General features: G+C 70.9%; 19 protein-coding genes and 1 pseudogene. 7 read left to right on the forward strand and 13 right to left on the reverse strand.

Annotated elements, in window-relative coordinates; translation table 11 throughout:
- Positions 1 to 4 precede the first annotated feature (4 nt).
- The 7 genes from JHD21_RS02205 to JHD21_RS02235 all read right to left on the reverse strand — a co-directional run bounded on the left by JHD21_RS02205 (position 5) and on the right by JHD21_RS02235 (position 5,088).
- A complete protein-coding gene (locus JHD21_RS02205; protein ID WP_292671298.1) occupies positions 5 to 301 on the reverse strand; it encodes a GrpB family protein in 297 nt (98 codons plus the stop codon).
- Between the two features lie 10 nt (positions 302 to 311).
- A complete protein-coding gene (locus tag JHD21_RS02210) occupies positions 312 to 953 on the reverse strand; it encodes a flavin reductase family protein (protein WP_292671299.1) in 642 nt (213 codons plus the stop codon).
- 17 nt (positions 954 to 970) lie between these two features.
- Entirely contained in the window at positions 971 to 1,870 is a 900-nt protein-coding gene (hsaC, locus tag JHD21_RS02215; protein ID WP_292671301.1) for an iron-dependent extradiol dioxygenase HsaC, read from the reverse strand.
- Positions 1,871 to 1,916: 46 nt separating this feature from the next.
- A complete protein-coding gene (gene hsaD / locus JHD21_RS02220; RefSeq protein ID WP_292671302.1) occupies positions 1,917 to 2,831 on the reverse strand; it encodes a 4,5:9,10-diseco-3-hydroxy-5,9,17-trioxoandrosta-1(10),2-diene-4-oate hydrolase in 915 nt (304 codons plus the stop codon).
- Positions 2,832 to 2,835: 4 nt separating this feature from the next.
- The gene (hsaA, locus tag JHD21_RS02225; protein WP_292671304.1) at positions 2,836 to 4,002 is read right to left on the reverse strand and encodes a 3-hydroxy-9,10-secoandrosta-1,3,5(10)-triene-9,17-dione monooxygenase oxygenase subunit; all 1,167 of its coding nucleotides are present in this window, start codon (positions 4,000 to 4,002) and stop codon (positions 2,836 to 2,838) included.
- Positions 4,003 to 4,083: 81 nt separating this feature from the next.
- On the reverse strand, positions 4,084 to 4,662 hold the full coding sequence (locus tag JHD21_RS02230; protein WP_292671306.1) for a DinB family protein: 579 nt from the start codon (positions 4,660 to 4,662) through the stop codon (positions 4,084 to 4,086).
- Positions 4,663 to 4,680: 18 nt separating this feature from the next.
- Complete coding sequence (locus JHD21_RS02235; RefSeq protein ID WP_292671307.1) at positions 4,681 to 5,088, reverse strand: VOC family protein; 408 nt, start codon at positions 5,086 to 5,088, stop codon at positions 4,681 to 4,683.
- A 60-nt stretch (positions 5,089 to 5,148) separates the two neighbouring features.
- Here JHD21_RS02235 and JHD21_RS02240 point away from each other — a divergent pair, with 60 nt between their 5' ends.
- The 5 genes from JHD21_RS02240 to JHD21_RS02260 all read left to right on the forward strand — a co-directional run bounded on the left by JHD21_RS02240 (position 5,149) and on the right by JHD21_RS02260 (position 9,335).
- Entirely contained in the window at positions 5,149 to 5,919 is a 771-nt protein-coding gene (locus tag JHD21_RS02240) for an SDR family NAD(P)-dependent oxidoreductase (protein WP_292671308.1), read from the forward strand.
- A complete protein-coding gene (locus tag JHD21_RS02245) occupies positions 5,916 to 6,407 on the forward strand; it encodes a nuclear transport factor 2 family protein (RefSeq protein WP_292671309.1) in 492 nt (163 codons plus the stop codon). Before JHD21_RS02240 ends, JHD21_RS02245 begins: the two co-directional genes overlap by 4 nt.
- On the forward strand, positions 6,404 to 7,183 hold the full coding sequence (locus JHD21_RS02250; RefSeq protein ID WP_292671310.1) for an SDR family oxidoreductase: 780 nt from the start codon (positions 6,404 to 6,406) through the stop codon (positions 7,181 to 7,183). Before JHD21_RS02245 ends, JHD21_RS02250 begins: the two co-directional genes overlap by 4 nt.
- Before the next feature lie 68 nt (positions 7,184 to 7,251).
- On the forward strand, positions 7,252 to 8,226 hold the full coding sequence (locus JHD21_RS02255; protein ID WP_292671311.1) for a hypothetical protein: 975 nt from the start codon (positions 7,252 to 7,254) through the stop codon (positions 8,224 to 8,226).
- A gap of 140 nt (positions 8,227 to 8,366) precedes the next feature.
- Positions 8,367 to 9,335 carry an IS481 family transposase gene (locus JHD21_RS02260; RefSeq protein ID WP_292671323.1) on the forward strand — a complete coding sequence of 323 codons (969 nt, stop codon included), beginning with the start codon at positions 8,367 to 8,369 and terminating at the stop codon, positions 9,333 to 9,335.
- A gap of 13 nt (positions 9,336 to 9,348) precedes the next feature.
- On the opposite strand, the gene dmpG is transcribed toward JHD21_RS02260, so the two are convergent.
- Genes dmpG through JHD21_RS02275 form a run of 3 tightly spaced genes read right to left on the reverse strand, consistent with a single transcriptional unit; the run spans position 9,349 to position 12,146 of the window.
- Positions 9,349 to 10,449: a 4-hydroxy-2-oxovalerate aldolase gene (gene dmpG, locus JHD21_RS02265; RefSeq protein WP_292671313.1), complete on the reverse strand. Its 1,101-nt coding sequence runs from the start codon at positions 10,447 to 10,449 to the stop codon at positions 9,349 to 9,351.
- The gene (locus tag JHD21_RS02270; RefSeq protein ID WP_292671314.1) at positions 10,446 to 11,333 is read right to left on the reverse strand and encodes an acetaldehyde dehydrogenase (acetylating); all 888 of its coding nucleotides are present in this window, start codon (positions 11,331 to 11,333) and stop codon (positions 10,446 to 10,448) included. The genes dmpG and JHD21_RS02270 overlap by 4 nt, the downstream gene beginning before the upstream one ends.
- A gap of 3 nt (positions 11,334 to 11,336) precedes the next feature.
- On the reverse strand, positions 11,337 to 12,146 hold the full coding sequence (locus tag JHD21_RS02275; RefSeq protein ID WP_292671315.1) for a fumarylacetoacetate hydrolase family protein: 810 nt from the start codon (positions 12,144 to 12,146) through the stop codon (positions 11,337 to 11,339).
- A gap of 34 nt (positions 12,147 to 12,180) precedes the next feature.
- Between JHD21_RS02275 and kstD the strand changes: the two genes are divergently transcribed.
- Positions 12,181 to 13,920 carry a 3-oxosteroid 1-dehydrogenase gene (kstD, locus tag JHD21_RS02280; protein ID WP_292671316.1) on the forward strand — a complete coding sequence of 580 codons (1,740 nt, stop codon included), beginning with the start codon at positions 12,181 to 12,183 and terminating at the stop codon, positions 13,918 to 13,920.
- Positions 13,920 to 14,810 (forward strand): MaoC/PaaZ C-terminal domain-containing protein, encoded by an 891-nt coding sequence (locus JHD21_RS02285; protein WP_292671318.1) that lies wholly within the window; start codon positions 13,920 to 13,922, stop codon positions 14,808 to 14,810. Before kstD ends, JHD21_RS02285 begins: the two co-directional genes overlap by 1 nt.
- 10 nt (positions 14,811 to 14,820) lie before the next feature.
- Here the strand turns inward: JHD21_RS02285 and JHD21_RS02290 are convergent, their stop codons facing one another.
- From JHD21_RS02290 to JHD21_RS02300, 3 genes and pseudogenes are all read right to left on the reverse strand, one after another.
- On the reverse strand, positions 14,821 to 15,948 hold the full coding sequence (locus JHD21_RS02290; protein WP_292671320.1) for a glycosyltransferase: 1,128 nt from the start codon (positions 15,946 to 15,948) through the stop codon (positions 14,821 to 14,823).
- 38 nt (positions 15,949 to 15,986) lie between these two features.
- Complete coding sequence (locus JHD21_RS02295; protein WP_292671321.1) at positions 15,987 to 16,577, reverse strand: matrixin family metalloprotease; 591 nt, start codon at positions 16,575 to 16,577, stop codon at positions 15,987 to 15,989.
- Positions 16,578 to 16,771: 194 nt separating this feature from the next.
- Positions 16,772 to 17,098: pseudogene (locus tag JHD21_RS02300) on the reverse strand (hypothetical protein); the annotation flags it as partial.

Here is a 17,098-nt window from a genome sequence, read left to right on the forward strand (position 1 = left end):
CCGGTCAGCTCCGCGGCTGCGGGTCGTGCTCGTGCGCGGGGTCAGGGTCGGGAACCGTGAGCACGACGTCCACCACCGGCTTGGCGGCCAGGCCGGGCACCGACGTGGAGCCGGTGTGCTCGATCGCCAGGACCACGTCGCCAAGGACCCCACGGACGACGCGCTCCACCTGCGCGTACGCCTCAGGCCAGCCGTCGTCGTACGGCACCACGACCACCTTGGCGGGCGGCAGCCGGGTGACGACCACGTCGACCTCGAGGTCGGTCAGCGCGAACGGACGCCAGAGCGGATGGGTCGGCACCGGGGCAAGGTCACGAGTCGGTCGTGGCGTACTTGCCCTCGAAGAAGAGCAGCGGCTTGTCCGCCTCGCTCCGCGCCTCAGGAATGCCGAGGTCGAGGACCCGACCGATCACGACGTAGTGGTCGCCGGCCTCGTGCGCCGACTGGATCTTGCAGTCGACGTAGCCCAGGGTGCCGTCGAGGATCGGCGAGCCGGTCTGCTCGCTGGGGCTCCACGAGACGCCCGCGAACTTGTCGACGCCACGGCTGGCCATCTGGTTGGACAGCTCGGCCTGTCCGTCGGCGAGGAAGTTGACGCAGAACCGGCCCGACCGCTGGATCATCGGCCAGGCCCGCGACGTCTTCGAGGGGATGAACACCACCAGCGGCGGGTTGAGCGAGACGCTGGAGAACGACTGGCAGGTGAGGCCGACCGGCTCACCACCGCTGATCGCGGTCACGACGGTCACCCCGGACGCGAACCGGCCGAGCACGTCGCGGAACCGCCGCGCCGCGGCCACCGCCTCCGGGTCGTCGGCGTCGACGACGACGTCCTCGCCCGGGCGGAGCTGGAAGTCGTACATCGAGTCGCCCAGCCAGGACTCGATGAGGTCGTGGCTGGGCCACGTCTCCCGGGCATCGGGGTTCATGCCCTCGGGGATCTCGGCCTCCATACGGTTCACGCTATGTCCTAGGAGCCGCCGCCGAAGTCGTGGCCCCAGTACGAGACGGCCGTGGACTCGCGGGCGACCCACCGGCCGTCGTCGACGGTGAGGCCGTCGGTGCCGAACTCGATGTCGAAACCACCGGGCGACTTCACGTAGAACGAGATCATCTCGTCGTTCATGTGCCGCCCGAGCGTCGCGGACAGCGGGACCTTGTGCTTGCGGACCCGCTCCAACGCGCGGCCGACGTGGTCGAGCTCGTCGACCTCGAGCATGATGTGCACGCACTTGGCCGGGTTGGGCATCGGCAGGAACGCCAGCGAGTGGTGCCGCGGGTTGACGCCGAGGAACCGCAGCCAGACCTTCGAGCCGGGCTCCTTGCCGACGAACTCGCCCGGCATGCTCATCGAGTCGCGCAGCCGGAAGCCGAGGACGTCGGTGTAGAACGCCAGCGCCTCCACGTCGTCGAGCACGGGCAGCACGATGTGGCCCATCCCCTGGTCGCCGGTGACGAACGTCGCGGCGTAGGGCGTCACGACGGGGCGCGACTCGTAGGTGATGCCGTGGAAGAGCTCGAAGACGTTGTCCCACGGGTCCCTGAACCGGATGAGCTCCTGCACCCGGCGCTCGTCGAGCTCGTCCTTGGTGCCCTCCTCGAAGGGGACGCCGGCCTTCTGCAGGTGCTCGCGTGCCTCCTGCAGGGCGCGCGGGTCGGCGACCTCCCAGCCCACCACGTCGAGCTGGTCGACGTCGGAGGGGAACACCACGAGCCGGGCAGAGACCTGGTCGATCCGCCAGTACTGGTTGGCCGGGTCGGGCCCGCGCCCCTCGGCGAGGCCGAGGACCTTGCCGGCGAACAGCTTCCACTGGTCGAGGTCGGTCGCGGCCACGCGGACGTAGCCCATGGACTTGATGTCGATGGTCATGCGGTCCTCATCTCTGGCCTCATCACTGACCTCATCACTGGCCTCATCACTGGGGCGTCCGTTCGACGTGCCGGGCCAGGAAGCTCGTGGCGACCTCGGCGAACTCGTCGGCCGCCTCGATCTGGGCCCAGTGCCCGCAGTTGGGGAAGACGTGCAGGCTCGCCCGCGGGATCGCCTTGAGCGCGACCATGGCCCCGTCGAGCGGGTTGACCCGGTCCTCACGGCCCCAGGTCAGCAGCGTGTGCTTGCGGATCTTGTGCGCCTCGCGCCAGAGCATCCCGTCCTCGGCGCTGGCCGGGTCGTAGAACGACATGCCCATGGAGATCATCGCCTCCCGGGCCCCGGGCGCTGTCGCGTCGGCGAACCGTTCCTCGACCAGCTCGTCGGTCACCAGGTCCTGGTTGACCACCATGGTCGAGATGAACGCCCGCAGTGACTCGCGGGTCGGCTCCAGGTTGAAGTCCATGAGCCGCTTGACCCCCTCGGTGGGGTCGGCGTGGAACAGGTTGAGCGACAGTCCGCCCGGCCCCATCAGGATCAGCCGGCCGACCCGGTCGGGGTGCTCGATGGCGAGGCGGCTGGCCGTGCCGCCGCCCAGGCTGTTGCCGAGCAGGTGCACCCGGTCGATGCCGAGCTCGTCGAGCAGCGCGACGACGTAGTCCGCGGAGAACCGGAAGTAGTTGCCCACCACCGGTGGCTTGTCGGAGCCGCCGAAGCCCGGCTGGTCGACGAGCAGGGTGCGGAACGTCGAGGCGAACCGGGGCAGGGCCGGTCCGAAGTTGGACCACGACGAGGCACCCGGGCCGCCGCCGTGCAGCATCACCAGCGGCAGGTCGCCGCCGACACCGGTGGGCTCCTCCGGGCCGGCCTCGTAGTAGTTGAGCGTCAGGCTGCCGTGGTCCGTCGACGCCTTGGCGCTGCGCCGGACCGACTCCTTGTCCACAGAGAAACCCACTGACATGGGGTCAGTACATCCCAGGGTCGATCTTGTGGCCGAACTCGTGGGCACCGAACATCTGGAGCGCCCGCTCCGGGTCGTTGGCCGCGTGCACCCGGCCGGCGTGGGCGTCGCGCCAGGCCCGCTGCAGGTAGGTGCCCTCGGCCAGGGCGCGCCCGCCGGAGGCCTCGAACAGCGAGTCGATCGCGTCGAGGGCCCGCTGGCTGCCGAGGACCTGGTCGCGGCGGACCTTGAGCCGGAGCTTCAGCGGGATCGGCTCGCCCTTGGCGACCAGCGCCTCCTCCTCGCGGATGTTGTTCATGGTCAGCGCCCAGGCGGCGTCGATCTCCGAGCTCGCCTTGGCGATCCGGACCGCGGCGAACGGGTCGAGCGACGCCTTCTCGCCGAGGTACGCCGCCCGGCTGCGCTTCTGCTGCATCTCGACGTGCTCGGCGTACGCACCCATCGCCATGCCGATGATCGGCGTGCAGATCGTGGTGGTGAACACCGAGTGGAACGGCAGCTTGTAGAGGTCGGAGGTGTTCTGCTCCTGGCCTGGCCCGCGGCACTGGCCGGTCTCCCCCATCGAGAGCGTGAACGCCTCGGGGACGAACACGTCCTCGACCACGATGTCGTTGGAGCCGGTGCCACGGAGCCCGATGACGTTCCAGACGTCGACGATCGTGTAGTCCTTGCGCGGGACCATGAACGTCTTGAAGTCGATGACGTTGCCGTCGGCGTTGAACACGAGTCCGCCGAGGAGCACCCACGTGCAGTGGTCGCAGCCCGAGGAGAAGCTCCACTTGCCGGACAGGGTGTAGCCCCCCTCGGCCACGGTGGCCTTGCCGGTCGGCGCGTACGACGAGCTCAGCCGGGTGTTGGTGTCCTCGCCCCAGACCGCCTGCTGCGCCTCGTCGGCGAACAGCGCGACCTGCCAGGGGTGGACTCCGACCACGCTGGAGACCCAGCCCGTGGAGCCGCAGGCACCGGAGATGTCGCGGACCGCGGTGTAGAAGTCGACGGGGCTTGCCTCGAAACCGTCGAACCGCTTGGGTTGGAGCAGCTTGAAGAACCCGGTCTCCTCGAGCTCCTTGATGTTGGCTTCGGGGACCACCCTGAGCCGCTCGGCCTCCTCGGCCCGCTCCCTGAACGTGGGCAGCAGGTCCCGGACCCCGTCGAGCACCGCTTGCGACATCGCACTCTCCTCCATGTGACTGAGAGCCCAATACTAGAACACGTTCTAGTTCGTTGTCGATGCGCGGACGTTCCGGTCGTGTTACACGTCCCCGGAGGCGTCGCGAGCGGCGGCCTCGACCTTGGCGACGTACCCCGGCCAGTCGTAGGTCTCGTCCAGGTTGCCGTCCTCCGGCTTCCGGCCCGCACGGCCGTCGAGCGTCTCCCGCACGATGTCGGCGTGCCCGGCGTGCCGCTGGGTCTCCGCCACCATGTGCACCAGGACCTGGTGCAGGGTCACCTCGCCGTCATCACCCCACCACGGCACCCTGCCCGGCGCGTCGAGGTCCAGCTCCGCGAACGTCTCGGCAGCGTGGGCCCACGCCGTCCGGTACAGGTCGAGGACCCACTCGCGGCTCTCGTCCGCGGTGAGGAACAGATCGTCGTTGGGGTCCGCGTCGTCCGCGTGCCACGGCAGCTGGATGCCGGACGGCCGCCCGAAGGTGTCGCCGAAGTAGCCGAGCTCGACGCTGGCCAGGTGCTTCACCAGGCCGAGCAGGTTGGTCCCGGTCGGCGTCATCGGCCGGCGGGCGTCGTACTCGCTCAGCCCCTCGACCTTCCACACGATCGCGTCCCGGGCGGACTGGAGGTAGTCGATGAGCGTCTGCTTGGGGTCGGTCATCCCGTCACCTCAGCCACCTCAGCCGACGAAGAGGCAGAAGGGGTGCCCCGCCGGGTCGGCGAGCACGTAGAGCGGCTCGTCCTCGTCGTCGGTCCGGTCCAGGATCAGGCGGGCACCGAGGGCCGCCGCCCGCTGTCGGTGGTGCTCCAGCTCCTGGCGGCCGGGGACGGTGAAGTCGAGGTGCAGCTGCATGGGGACCGCGTGGCTCGGCCAGGTCGTCGGTGTCAGCTCCTCGACCTGCTGGAACGCGAGGCCCCGGCTGCCGTCGGGGTGCAGCAGGACGAGCCAGTCCGCGTCGTCGGGCCCGTCCGCGGGCGGCTCGTCGCCGTCCCGGTAGCGCAGGCCGAACAGCTCGCGGTAGAACTCCGCGAGCCCGCGGCAGTCGGTGGTGTCGATGGCGGTGTGCAGCAGCCGGGGGAACTCCACGCCGGAAACGCTACGCCGGGCGACCGACAGCCGACACCCGGACGTGGGAGGGTGCCGCCTGTGGATGTGACGAAGTACGGCCCGTGGGCACTGATCGCAGGGGGCTCCGAGGGCGTCGGCCGGGCGTTCGCCACCCAGCTGGCCGAGGCCGGCCTCAACCTGGTGCTGATCGCTCGCAAGCCGGTCGCGCTCGAGGAGACCGCGGCGCTCTGCCGCGCGCACGGCGTGCAGGTCCGTCCCCTGGCCCTGGACCTGACCGCATCCGACAGCGTCGCCCGGGTGATCGACGAGGTCGAGGACGTCGAGGTCGGGCTGCTGATCTACAACGCCGGCGCGAACACGCACAGCGAGGAGTTCCTCGACGGCGACCTGGCCGAGTTCCAGCGGGTCATCGACCTCAACGTCACCACTCCCCTGGCGCTCGTCCACCACTTCGGGCGGGCGATGCGTGACCGCGGGCGCGGCGGGATCCTCATGGTCGGCTCGAAGGCCAGCTATGTCGGATCGGTCCGGCACACGGTCTACGGCGGGGTGAAGTCGTTCGGTCGCATCTTCGCCGAGGGACTGTGGGTCGAGCTGCGCGACCACGGCGTCGACGTGCTCGAGCTGGTGCTCGGCGTGACCCGGACCCCCGCCATGGAACGGGTCGGCCTCGCCCTGGATGTGCCAGGGTTCGAAGCGGCCGACCCCGAGGACGTCGCGCGCGAAGGACTGGCGCGGCTCGCCGAGGGGCCGGTGCACCTGGCCGGGGACGACGAGCAGAAGTCCCGGGCCGACGTCGTCCTGGGCACCCACCGGATGATGCAGAAGCTCTTTGGAGGGAGTGCATGACCGTGAACGAGGAGCGCTTGGCCCGGCTCGAGGAGCGGGTACGCCGGGTGGAGGACGAGCTGGCGATCACCCGCCTGGTCGCGTCCTACGGCCCGCTGGTCGACGCCGGAGAGGCGGAGGCGGTGGCGGGTCTGTGGGCCCAGGACGGCCAGTACGACGTGGAGGGCTGGCAGATGACGAGCCGGGAGGACATCCGGGCGATGGTCGAGTCGGACGGGCACCAGGGCCTCATCGGCGGCGGCTGCTCGCACTTCCTCGGCCCCGCCCACGTGCACGTGCGCGGCGACGAGGCGGTCGCGGTCTGCGAGTCCATCCTGATCCGGCACCGCGAGGGCGGCTACAGCGTGCGGCGGGCGGGCGCCAACCACTTCCACCTGCACCGGGAACGCGACGGCTGGCGGATCAAGCACCGGACCACCCGGGCCCTGGACGGCTCGGCCGAGGCCCGGGAGCTGCTGCGCAAGGGTGCGCTCGGAGGGACGCTGTGAGCGGCCAGCTGGCCGGCCGGGTCGCCCTGGTGACCGGCGCGGGTGCCGGCATCGGCGAAGGCATCGCCCGGAAGTTCGCGGACGAGGGCGCCCACGTGGTGGTCGCCGAGTACGACGAGGAGTCCGGCCGGTCGGTCGCCGACGCGGTGGGCGGGACCTTCGTGGCCTGCGACGTCACGGTCCGCGAGCAGGTCGAGGCGGCGGTCGCGGCCGCCGTGGCGGCGTACGGCTCCATCGACGTCGTCGTCAACAACGCCTGGGGCGGCGGCTCTATCAGCCGGGTCGAGCGCAAGACCGACGAGGCGCTGCTGCACGGGATGCAGGTCGGCTACCTCGGGCCGTTCTGGGCGATGACCGCCGCGCTCCCCCACATGAAGGAGCGCGGCTGGGGCCGGGTCATCAACATGTGCAGTCTCAACGGCGTCAACGCGCACATGGGCTCGCTGGAGTACAACGCCGCCAAGGAGGCGCTCCGCGCGCTCACCCGCACGGCGGCCCGGGAGTGGGCGCCGACGGGCGTCACGGTCAACGCGATCTGCCCTGCGGCGAAGAGCCAGGCGTTCTTCCGGGCGATCGGCGAGTACCCCGAGCTCGAGGCACTCGCCGACGCCGCCAACCCCATGGGCCGGATGGGTGACCCGTACGCCGACATCGCGCCCGTCGCGGTGTTCCTGGCCTCCGAGGGCAGCAGCTACCTCACCGGCAACACGCTCTTCGTCGACGGCGGCTCGCACATCAACGGAGCCGCCTGGGCCCCCGACCTGGACGCCGAGTAGCGCTGCCCGGACGGCCCCGGGGGCGATCGCCGTACGTAGCCGCCGCGGCCCACGTTCGTTGACGTGACGTGCGTCTCGTTCGTGCCCTGACCTCGCTCGTCGTCGCTGCCGTCGTGGCCCACGGGCCGGTGGCGCCGCCGGCCATGGCCGGCCCCGCCCAGGGCATCGCCCGAGCCGCAGCGCCGGCGTGGCTCGACTGCCCGAGCCAGGAGACGTTGCGGTCCGCGCGTGGCGTCGTCCTGCTCGTCCCCGGGACCGGCTCGAAGCCGGAGGAGGCCTGGTCGTGGGGCTACGCGCCCGCGCTCGCGGCGGACGGCTTCGCGACCTGCACCGTGGCGCTGCCCGACGACGGCCTCGGCAGCTTCACCACCGCCGCCACCCGGGTGCGCCGGGCCATCAAGGCGACGGCCCGGCTCGCTGAGCGGCGGATCTCGGTGGTCGGGCACAGCCAGGGCGGCGCCCTGCCCGTGTGGGCCGTGAAGTTCTGGCCGGGCGCGGCCGAGAAGGTCAAGGACGTGATCAGCCTGGCCGGACCTTTCGGCGGGACCCAGCTGGGCAACGAGCTCTGCACCGCCGGACGGTGCGCGACCCTGGCGTGGCAGCTGCGCGTCGGGGCGCAGCACGTGTCCGCGCTCCAGCACGCCCCGCTCCCCACGGGACGCCGGGCACCCTCGGTGACCTCGATCGCCGGCCTGTACGACGAGATCGTCCGCCCACAACCGGCAGCCAGCCGGCTCGACGGGGCGGCCAACGTGGTCCTGCAGGACGTCTGCGCCCACGACCCGTCCGAGCACGGCCTGATCCTGGGCGACCCGGTCGGCTACGCCCTCACCATCGACGCGCTGACCCATCGCGGCCCTGCGGACCCCGGCCGGCTCCCCGCGACCACCTGCGAGCAGACCTTCATCCCGCACGGCGACCTCGCGGGCTCCTACGTGTTCCTCGAGAGCGTCACCCGGTTCACGACCGGGCTCCTCGACCCGAGCCGCTGGGTCGACGCGGAGCCGCCCGTCCCCGCCTACGCCCGCCCGTGGGCGGACTGACGGCCGCCCGTTCGCGGGGTTTCATCCACGGACTAGGTGTACCCCGCCAGGACGTTGGTAGCGGCGAGCCTGGTTGAACGAACGAGAACCTCCGAATGGGATGTGGCTTGTCGAAGGCCCACTCCAACCCGGAGGTTCTCGTGTCCCACGGTAATGCCCGCACCCTGTTCCACGGTCGCCTGCTGATCGTTCAGCGGCATCAGGCCGGCTGGCCTCAGGCCCATATCGCCAAAGCGATGGGTATCTCGCGCAAGTGTGTGAAGACCTGGATCGACCGGTACGCCGCCGATGGCGAAGCCGGTCTGGTCGACAGGTCCTCGCGTCCGCACTCGATGCCGACCAGGACCAGCCCCGATGTCGAAGCGCGGGTGGTCGAGCTGCGTCGAGTCGAGCGACGCGGCCAGGACTGGATCGGCGCCGAGCTCGGGTTGGCGCCACGCACGGTGGCCAGGATCCTGCGGCGGCACCGAGTCCCCTACTTGCACCACTGCGACCCGATCACCGGTGAGGTGATCCGGGCCTCGAAGGTCACCGCGGTCCGCTATGAACGCGAACGTCCCGGCGAGCTGGTCCACATGGACGTCAAGAAACTCGGGCGGATTCCCGACGGCGGCGGCTGGGCCGCCCTGGGTCGTGAGGCCACGGGGGCACACCGACACAAGAAGGAACTGATCGGGTTCGACTTCGTTCACTCAGTCGTCGACGACCACACCCGCTACGCCTACTCAGAGGTTCTCGAGGACGAGAAGGGCGCCACCTGCGCCGCCTTCTTCCTCCGCGCTGCGGCCGCCTTCGAGGCCGCCGGGATCACCATCGAATCGCTCATCACAGACAACCACCTGTCCTATCGGCGCAGCCACGACATGAAGTCCGCGACCGCACTGCTCGGCGTCAAGCACATCTTCATCAGACCGATGTGCCCCTGGCAGAACGGCAAGGTCGAACGCTTCAACCGCACCATCCAGGTCGAGTGGGCATACCGCCACGTCTTCACCAGCAACGACGAGCGCACCGCGGCCCTTGCGCCCTACCTCGAGCGCTACAACACTCAACGCCGTCACAGCGCACTCGGAGGACGACCGCCGATCAGCCGACTGTCACCAACCTGATGGCCGAGTACAACTAGGAGTTGGCTGCAGCCTTGTCCTGATCGGCCTTGAGCATGAGCGCGATGTCGATGAGCTGGTCCTCCTGGCCACCGATGAGCTTGCGCCGGCCGGCCTCGAGCAGGATCTTGGCGCCGGAGACGCCGTAGCGGTCAGCGGCGTTGCCGGCGTGCTTGAGGAACGAGGAGTAGACCCCGGCGTACCCCATCATCAGCGTCATCCGGTCGAGCTGGCACTCCTCGGGCATGGCCGGCTTGATGACGTCCTCGGACGCGTCGACGATCTGGAGGAAGTCGACGCCCGTGGTCCAGCCGAGCTTGTCGCAGACGCCGATGAACGCCTCGAGCGGGGTGTTGCCGGCACCGGCACCGAACCGGCGGACCGAGCCGTCGATCTGCGTGGCGCCGGCGCGGGCGGCGATGACCGTGTTGGCGACGCCGAGGCCGAGGTTCTCGTGACCGTGGAACCCCACGTCGGCGACGTCACCGATCTCGGCGACGACCGCGGAGACCCGGTCGGCGGTCTGCTCCATGATCAGCGCACCGGCCGAGTCGACGACGTAGACGCACTGGCAGCCGGCGTCGACCATGATCCGGGCCTGCTTGGCGAGCACCTCCGGCGGCTGGGTGTGGCTCATCATCAGGAAGCCGACGGTCTCCAGGCCGAGCTCGCGGGCCAGGCCGAAGTGCTGGATCGAGACGTCGGCCTCGGTGCAGTGCGTGGCGATCCGGCAGATCTGCCCGCCGTTGTCCTGGGCTGCCCGGATGTCGTCCTTGGTGCCGACGCCGGGGAGCATCAGGAACGCGATCTTGGCGCGCTTGGCGGTCTCGGCCGCGATCTTGATGAGCTCCTGCTCCGGTGTCCTGGAGAACCCGTAGTTGACCGACGAGCCACCGAGACCGTCGCCGTGGGTCACCTCGATGACCGGGATGCCCGAGCTGTCGAGGGCCTCGACGATGTCGTGCACCTCCTGGCCGGTGAACTGGTGCCGCTTGTGGTGCGACCCGTCCCGCAGGCAGGTGTCGGTGAGCCGGAGGTCGAGCTTGCCCCAGGGCTCGTCGCCGTGGGTGCCCGACCAGGTGCGCTCGAGTGCGTTGATGCCAGAACTGTCAGTCACAGTGCCCTCGCGATGTTGTCGCCGACCTGCGCGGCGGCGGCGGTCATGATGTCGAGGTTGCCGGAGTAGGGCGGCAGGTAGTCGCCGGCCCCCTCCACCTCCACGAAGATCGCGACCTTGGTCTGGCCCTTGGTGGCCTCCGACGGCCCGTCGATCTGCGGCTCCTGGAGCAGCCGGTAGCCGGGGACGTACTCCTGGACCGCCTTCTCCATCGCCACGATCGACTGGACGATCGCGTCGGTGTCGGAGTCCGGCGACACCATGCAGAAGATCGTGTCCCGCATGATCATCGGCGGCTCGGCCGGGTTGAGGATGATGATCGCCTTGCCCTGCTGGGCACCGCCGATCGACTCCACGCCCGCAGCCGTCGTCCGGGTGAACTCGTCGATGTTGGCTCGGGTGCCGGGGCCGGCGGAGACCGACGACACCGAGGCGACGATCTCGGCGTACGACACGGTGGCGGCGCGGGAGACCGCGGCGACCATCGGGATGGTGGCCTGGCCGCCGCAGGTGATCATGTTGACGTTCATCGCGCCGAGGTGCTCGGTCCCGTTGACCGGCGGGATCACGGCGGGCCCGACCGACGCCGGCGTGAGGTCGATGGCCCGGATGCCCGCCTCCTCGTAGCGCGGCGCGTACTCGCGGTGCACGTAGGCCGACGTCGCCTCGAAGATCAGGTCGGGCAGCTCGTCCTGCTTGAGCAGCCAGTCGACCCCTTCGTGGCTCGACTCCAGGCCCTTGGCCGCGGCGAGCTTGAGGCCCTCGCTGGAGGGGTCCACGCCGATCATCCAGCGCGGCTCGATCACCTCGCTGCGCAGCAGCTTGTACATGAGGTCGGTCCCGATGTTGCCGGGCCCGACGATCGCGGCGGTCTTCTTGGTCATCGACTACTCCTCGAACTCTGCGGTCAGTGTGTCGAAGCCGCTGATCGACGCCTCCACGCGGTCTCCCGGGGCGAACGGCACGAACGGGCCCAGGGCACCGGACAGGACGAGGTGGCCCGCGCGCAGCGGGTCCCCGAACCGGACGCACTGGACGGCCAGCCAGCGCAGCGCCTCGAGGGGGTCGCCCAGGCACGCGGCGCCGGTGCCGGTCGAGCGCTCCTGCCCGTTGACGGTCAAGGACATGACCACGTCACGGGGCTCCAGGTCGTCGAGCTTCCGGCCCTCGCGGCCCACGACGAAGAGCCCGCTGGACGCGTTGTCGGCGACCGTGTCGGTGAAGCCGATGTCCCAGCCCTCGATCCGCGAGTCCACGATCTCCAGCGCCGGCAGCGCGACCTCGACCCGCTCGCGGACCGCCTCGAACGTGATCTGGTCCTCGGGGAGGTCGACGTCGGCGGCCATCATGAAGGCCACCTCGGCCTCGACCCGCGGCTGCAGGAGCCGGCGCATCGAGATCGCGGCCCCCGGAGTGTTGGCAGCGTCACTCACGTCCATCTCGTCGAGCAGGTAGCCGAAGTCGGGCTGGTCGACGCCGAGCTGGTCCTGGACCGCCTTGGACGTCGCGCCGATCTTGCGGCCCACCACCGTCGCCCCGGCCGCCAGGCGCTTCCGCACCAGGCCCTGCTGCACGGCGTACGCCGCCGGCAGGTCGTCGGTGCCGATGAGGTCGCGGACCGGGGCGCAGGGGACCCGGGTCGCCAGAGCGTCGGCCAGCCGCTCCACGGCAGCCGAAATCCGCTCCTCCGAGGTCACGGCGTGATTCTAGAACCTGTTACAGTTTTGCGCCATGAGCGCCCCCCAGTCGGCCCCTCTGCCGGACGAGGTCGACGTCGTCGTCGTGGGTGCCGGAGCGGCCGGGATGTCCGCCGCGCTCGCCTCGGCGAAGCAGGGGCTCGACACCGTGCTGCTGGAGAAGAGCGCGTACTTCGGCGGCTCGACCGCACGCAGCGGTGGCGGCGTGTGGATCCCCGGCAACTACGCCCTGAAGGCGGCCGGCCAGGTGTCCGCCGACGACATGGCCCAGTCCAAGCTCTACCTCGACTCGATCGTCGGCGACGACGTCCCCAAGGACCGCCGCGACACCTATCTCGACCGCGGCCCCGAGGTCATGGACTTCGTCAGGGAGCACACCCCCCTGCGGTTCACCTGGGTGCCCGGCTACGCCGACTACCACCCCGAAGCGCCCGGTGGCCGTGCCGCCGGACGCACCTGCGAGCCCATCCCGATGGATGCGCGCTTCCTCGGTGGCGAGCTGGAGCGGCTGCACCCGCAGTACACCAAGGCTCCGGCCAACATGATCGTCACCCAGGCCGACTTCCGGAAGATCAGCCTCGGCCTGCGGACGCTGCGCGGACCGCTGACCATGGTGAAGGTGGTCGTCCGGCGGATGCTCAGCCTGCTGCGCGGGCAGAAGATGTTCGCGATGGGCAACGCGATCGCGATCGGGCTCCGCAAGGGTCTGATGGACGCGGGCGTCCCCGTCGTCTACGAGGCCGAGCTCACCGGGCTGGCCCTCGACAACGGCCGCGTGGTCGGGGTCGAGGTCACCCACGACGGCGTGACCCGCACCGTCGGCGCCCGCCGCGGTGTCGTGCTGGGCAGCGGTGGGTTCGAGCGCAACCTCGAGCTGCGCGAGAAGTACCTGCCGCAGCCCACCTCCGTGGACTGGACGACGGGCTCGCAGTTCAACACCGGCGGCGGCCTGCTGGCCGGCATCGCCGCCGGCGCGGGGACCGACCTGCTCGACGACGGCTGGTGGGGGCCGACGATCCCGCTGCCCAACGGCCCGTGGTTCTGCCTGGCCGAGCGCAACCTGCCCGGCTCGATGATCGTCAACCAGGCCGGTCGGCGCTACATGAACGAGGCGCTCCCCTACGTCGAGGCCGTGCACGAGATGTACGCCGGCGAGGCGACCGGCGTGGGACACGTGCCGTCGTGGATGGTCATCGACCAGCGTTACCGCAACCGCTACGTCTTCGCCGGCCTGATGCCGCGCCAGCCGTTCCCGGGCCGGTGGTTCAAGGAGGGCGTGATCAAGAAGTCCTCGACCATCGCGGGACTGGCCGCCGAGATCGGCGTCCCCGCCGACGCGCTGGAGGCCACGGTCGAGCGGTTCAACGGCTTCGCCCGCAGCGGTGCCGACGAGGACTTCCACCGCGGCGAGTCGGCGTACGACAAGTACTACTCCGACCACACGGTGAAGCCGAACCCCTCGTTGCACGTCATCGACCAGGCGCCGTTCTACGCGGTCAAGATCGTGCCCGGTGACCTCGGCACCAAGGGCGGGCTGGTCACCGACGAGCGCGCGCGGGTCCTGCGCCCGGACGGCTCGGTCATCCCGGGCCTGTACGCCGCCGGCAACGTGTCGTCGGCGGTCATGGGGCACACCTACGCGGGCCCCGGTGCCACGATCGGTCCGGCGCTGGCGTTCGGCTACCTGGCCGCCGAGGACATCGCGACCGCGTCGGTGGTCGAGGTCGGCGACGGCGGAGCGTCTCGAAACCACCTCAGCGAGGAGTCGGCCTAGTGCCCATCGACGCGGACACGGCCGTCGGCGCGCACGTCGGCACCACCACGTTCAGCTGGGAGTCGAGCGACGTCCTGCTCTACCACCTGGGGATCGGCGCGGGCTCGCGGCCGGGAGACCACCTCGACCCGCAGGTCCTGCGCTACACGACCGAGCACACCAGCAACGGGCAGGGCCAGCAGGTCCTGCCGTCGTTCGGTGTCGTGGTGCCGACCTTCCACCAGACCGACCCGCCGCCGCTCGACCTGCCCGGCTGCGACATCAACCTGGCGCAGGTCGTGCACGGCTCGCAGGCGATCACCGTGCACGCTCCCCTGCCGGTGTCCGGCTCGGCGACCCTGACCACGACGCTCACCGACGTCTGGGACAAGGGCAAGGCCGCGGTCATCTGGCAGGAGGGCGTCGCCACGTCAGAGTCGGGCGAGCCGCTGTGGACCGTCCGCTCCTCGATCTTCGTCCGCGGGGAGGGCGGCTGGGGCGGCGACCGCGGGACGTCCGAACCCGTCGAGCTCCCGGACCGGTCACCGGACGCCGAGACGACGTACGTCATCACACCGCAGCAGGCGCTGCTCTACCGCCTCTGCGGCGACCGCAACCCGCTGCACTCCGACCCGGCGTTCGCCGAGGCTGCGGGATTCCCCGCGCCCATCCTGCACGGACTGTGCTCCTACGGCATCGCGCTGCGCGAGCTGACCGACGCCCTCCTCGGTGGTGACGCGGCCCGGGTCGGGGGGTTCGCCGCGAAGTTCGCCGGCGTCGTCTACCCGGGCGAGACCCTGCGCGTCCGGGGCTGGCACGAGGACGGCCGCATCGTCGGCTCGGCGAGCGTGGCCGGGGGCGAGCGCGCCGACGCGCCGGTGCTCGGCGACGTGGTCCTGACGCCGGCCTAGCCGGGACCGGTCAGCCGGCGTACCTCGCGACCAGCTCGAACACGGCCTCGGCGGGGGCCGGCATGGCAGCGATCTCGGCCGCGACCCGCTCGGCGTTGCGGCGGGTCACGGGATCCTCGAGCAGCGACGCCACGGCGTCCGCGACAGCCTCCGGGGTGACTTGCGAGGGCATCAACGCGAGTGCCGCGCCGGTCGCGACGCCTCCCTCGGCGTTGCGGAACTGGTCGGCCGCCTGGGGCAGGCACAGCTGTGGCACACCCTGCGCCAGTGCGCCGAGGAAGGTTCCGGAGCCTCCGTGCGACACGACGGCCGTGGCCGTGGCGAGCACCCGGGGCTGGTCGACCCACGCCTCGACCCGGACGTTGGCCGGCTGGTCTCCCAGGTCCGTGTCGCCGTCGCGTCCGACCGCCACCAGGACCTCGACCGGCAGACCGGCCACGGCGCGCACCAACGGGCCGAGGTCGAGAGCCCGGTTCTGGACCGTCCCCATCGTCACGTAGACCAGCGGGGGCAGGCTTGGGGCCGCCTCGTGGGCGGTCGCCGGACGCAGCGGCTGGACGACTGAGATGTGGCCGGTGGCGACCGCCTGGACCGAGGCCGGGCAGATGTCCAGGTACGGGTGCTCGAAGCAGCCCGCGTGGGGCGGCACCCCCAGCCCGTGCCCGGCCCACATCGGCGCGAGCCGCTCGCCCGCCTCGGTCAGCATCGGTGCCGGCACCGCCCCGCCGAACGCGTGCGTGAGGCTCGGGACGCCGAGCACGGCACCGACGAGGGGTGAGGCGAGCTCGCCCTGCTCGTGCACCATCAGGTCCGGCGCCCAGTCCCGGGCGAGCGGGAGCAGGTCCGCGGCCATGGGTGGCGCGAAGGCCGACCCGAACATCCTCGGGAAGACGTACGCCGCCCGCTCCGGCGGCGGCAGCGTCGCCGCCGGGCCCATCACGCCGTCCCGCAGACGGGCCAGCTCGGCTCCGGTCGGCCCGCACCTCACGGCCGGGATCGCCGCCTCCTGCAGGACAGGGTGGACATGCGCCCCCGTCGCCCACAGGACCTCGTGACCGGCCCCCGCGAACGCGTGCGCGAGCGGCACCATGGGGAGCACGTGCCCGATGCCGGTGGTCGACGAGAAGAGGACGCGCATCCGGTCAGCATGCCGGGGCGCGAGCCCGGGTGCCAGCGCTACGCGGACGGGGCCGCCGAGGAGCCTGCGGGATAGAGCTCACGGAAGTCGGACCTGTCGTGAGCGCTCAGGCGTCCGCAGCGCTCCCGCCAGCCCAGGTAGGACATCACCGCCCCGGAGTGGGTGCGCGGGTAGTGCCGCAGCCCGAGCGCGTGACCGAGCTCGTGGCTGGTCGTGTGCTTGCGCATGCACGACTGGTCCCGGCGGTCGAAGGCCCTGATCCGCTGCGGGTTGACCGTGATGTCCGCGTGCACCAGGTGCCCGCTGTCGTCCCAGAACCACTCGGTCCATCCGGTGAACCGGTCACCCGAGCCCCGATAGCGCACGGTCACCACGTCCTCGTGGTCGGAACAGCTCGCCGCGATGACGAACGTGGGCCCGCCGGGGACCCGGTTCCACTGACGGACCGCGCGCTTGACACCCCACTCAGCGCCGACGTGCGACTCGACGCAGATGGTCTCGACGTGGGTGCTCCAGCTGCGGAGCGGTTCCTTGTGAGTCGGGCCGGCGAGCGACGAGCCGCCGTACGAGGCGGTTGCGAGGATCACCAGGGTGATCAGGAGCGCGCGGAGGTAGAGGTTTCGAGACATGATGCGGCCTTCCGAGATGGTTGCAAGAGGGCGCGGTCGCCTCAACGCCGGCCGAGTCCCGGGTTATCCGTGTCGATCCCACTCCGCGGGGGTCATCGCGGGGCGGGCGGAAGGCGTAGGTCTCGACCGGCGTCGTAGGTGGGGAAGGCGCCCCGCTGGTGGGTGGACAGGCCGTACCCCCCGGAACGGCCTGGTTATGCCACCAGCTTGGCGCCTTCCTGGGCGGTCGACCGCCCGTCCGTGGCCCCCGCGGCCGGCGTAGCCAGGGCGGGGTGCTGCGCGACCTCGTCGAGGCGCAGCTTGCGCTCCATCCGTCGGATGGAGCGGGCCCGCCGCCACTCGGTCAGCAGCGTCTTGAGGACCCGCAGGCCGTCCGAGACGGCGTGCAGGTCGGACTCGCCGAACAACCGCAGCTTCTCGACCGAGGGCACCTCGACGATCCGGGCCCCGGATGCGGCGAAGCGGCAGTTGATGACGGTCTCGATCTCGAACCCGTCGCCCCACGTCATCTTGCCGTTGGG

Origin of the sequence: Nocardioides sp., from assembly GCF_016462705.1 — a bacterium.
In the GTDB taxonomy this organism is placed as follows: Bacteria; Actinomycetota; Actinomycetes; order Propionibacteriales; family Nocardioidaceae; genus Nocardioides.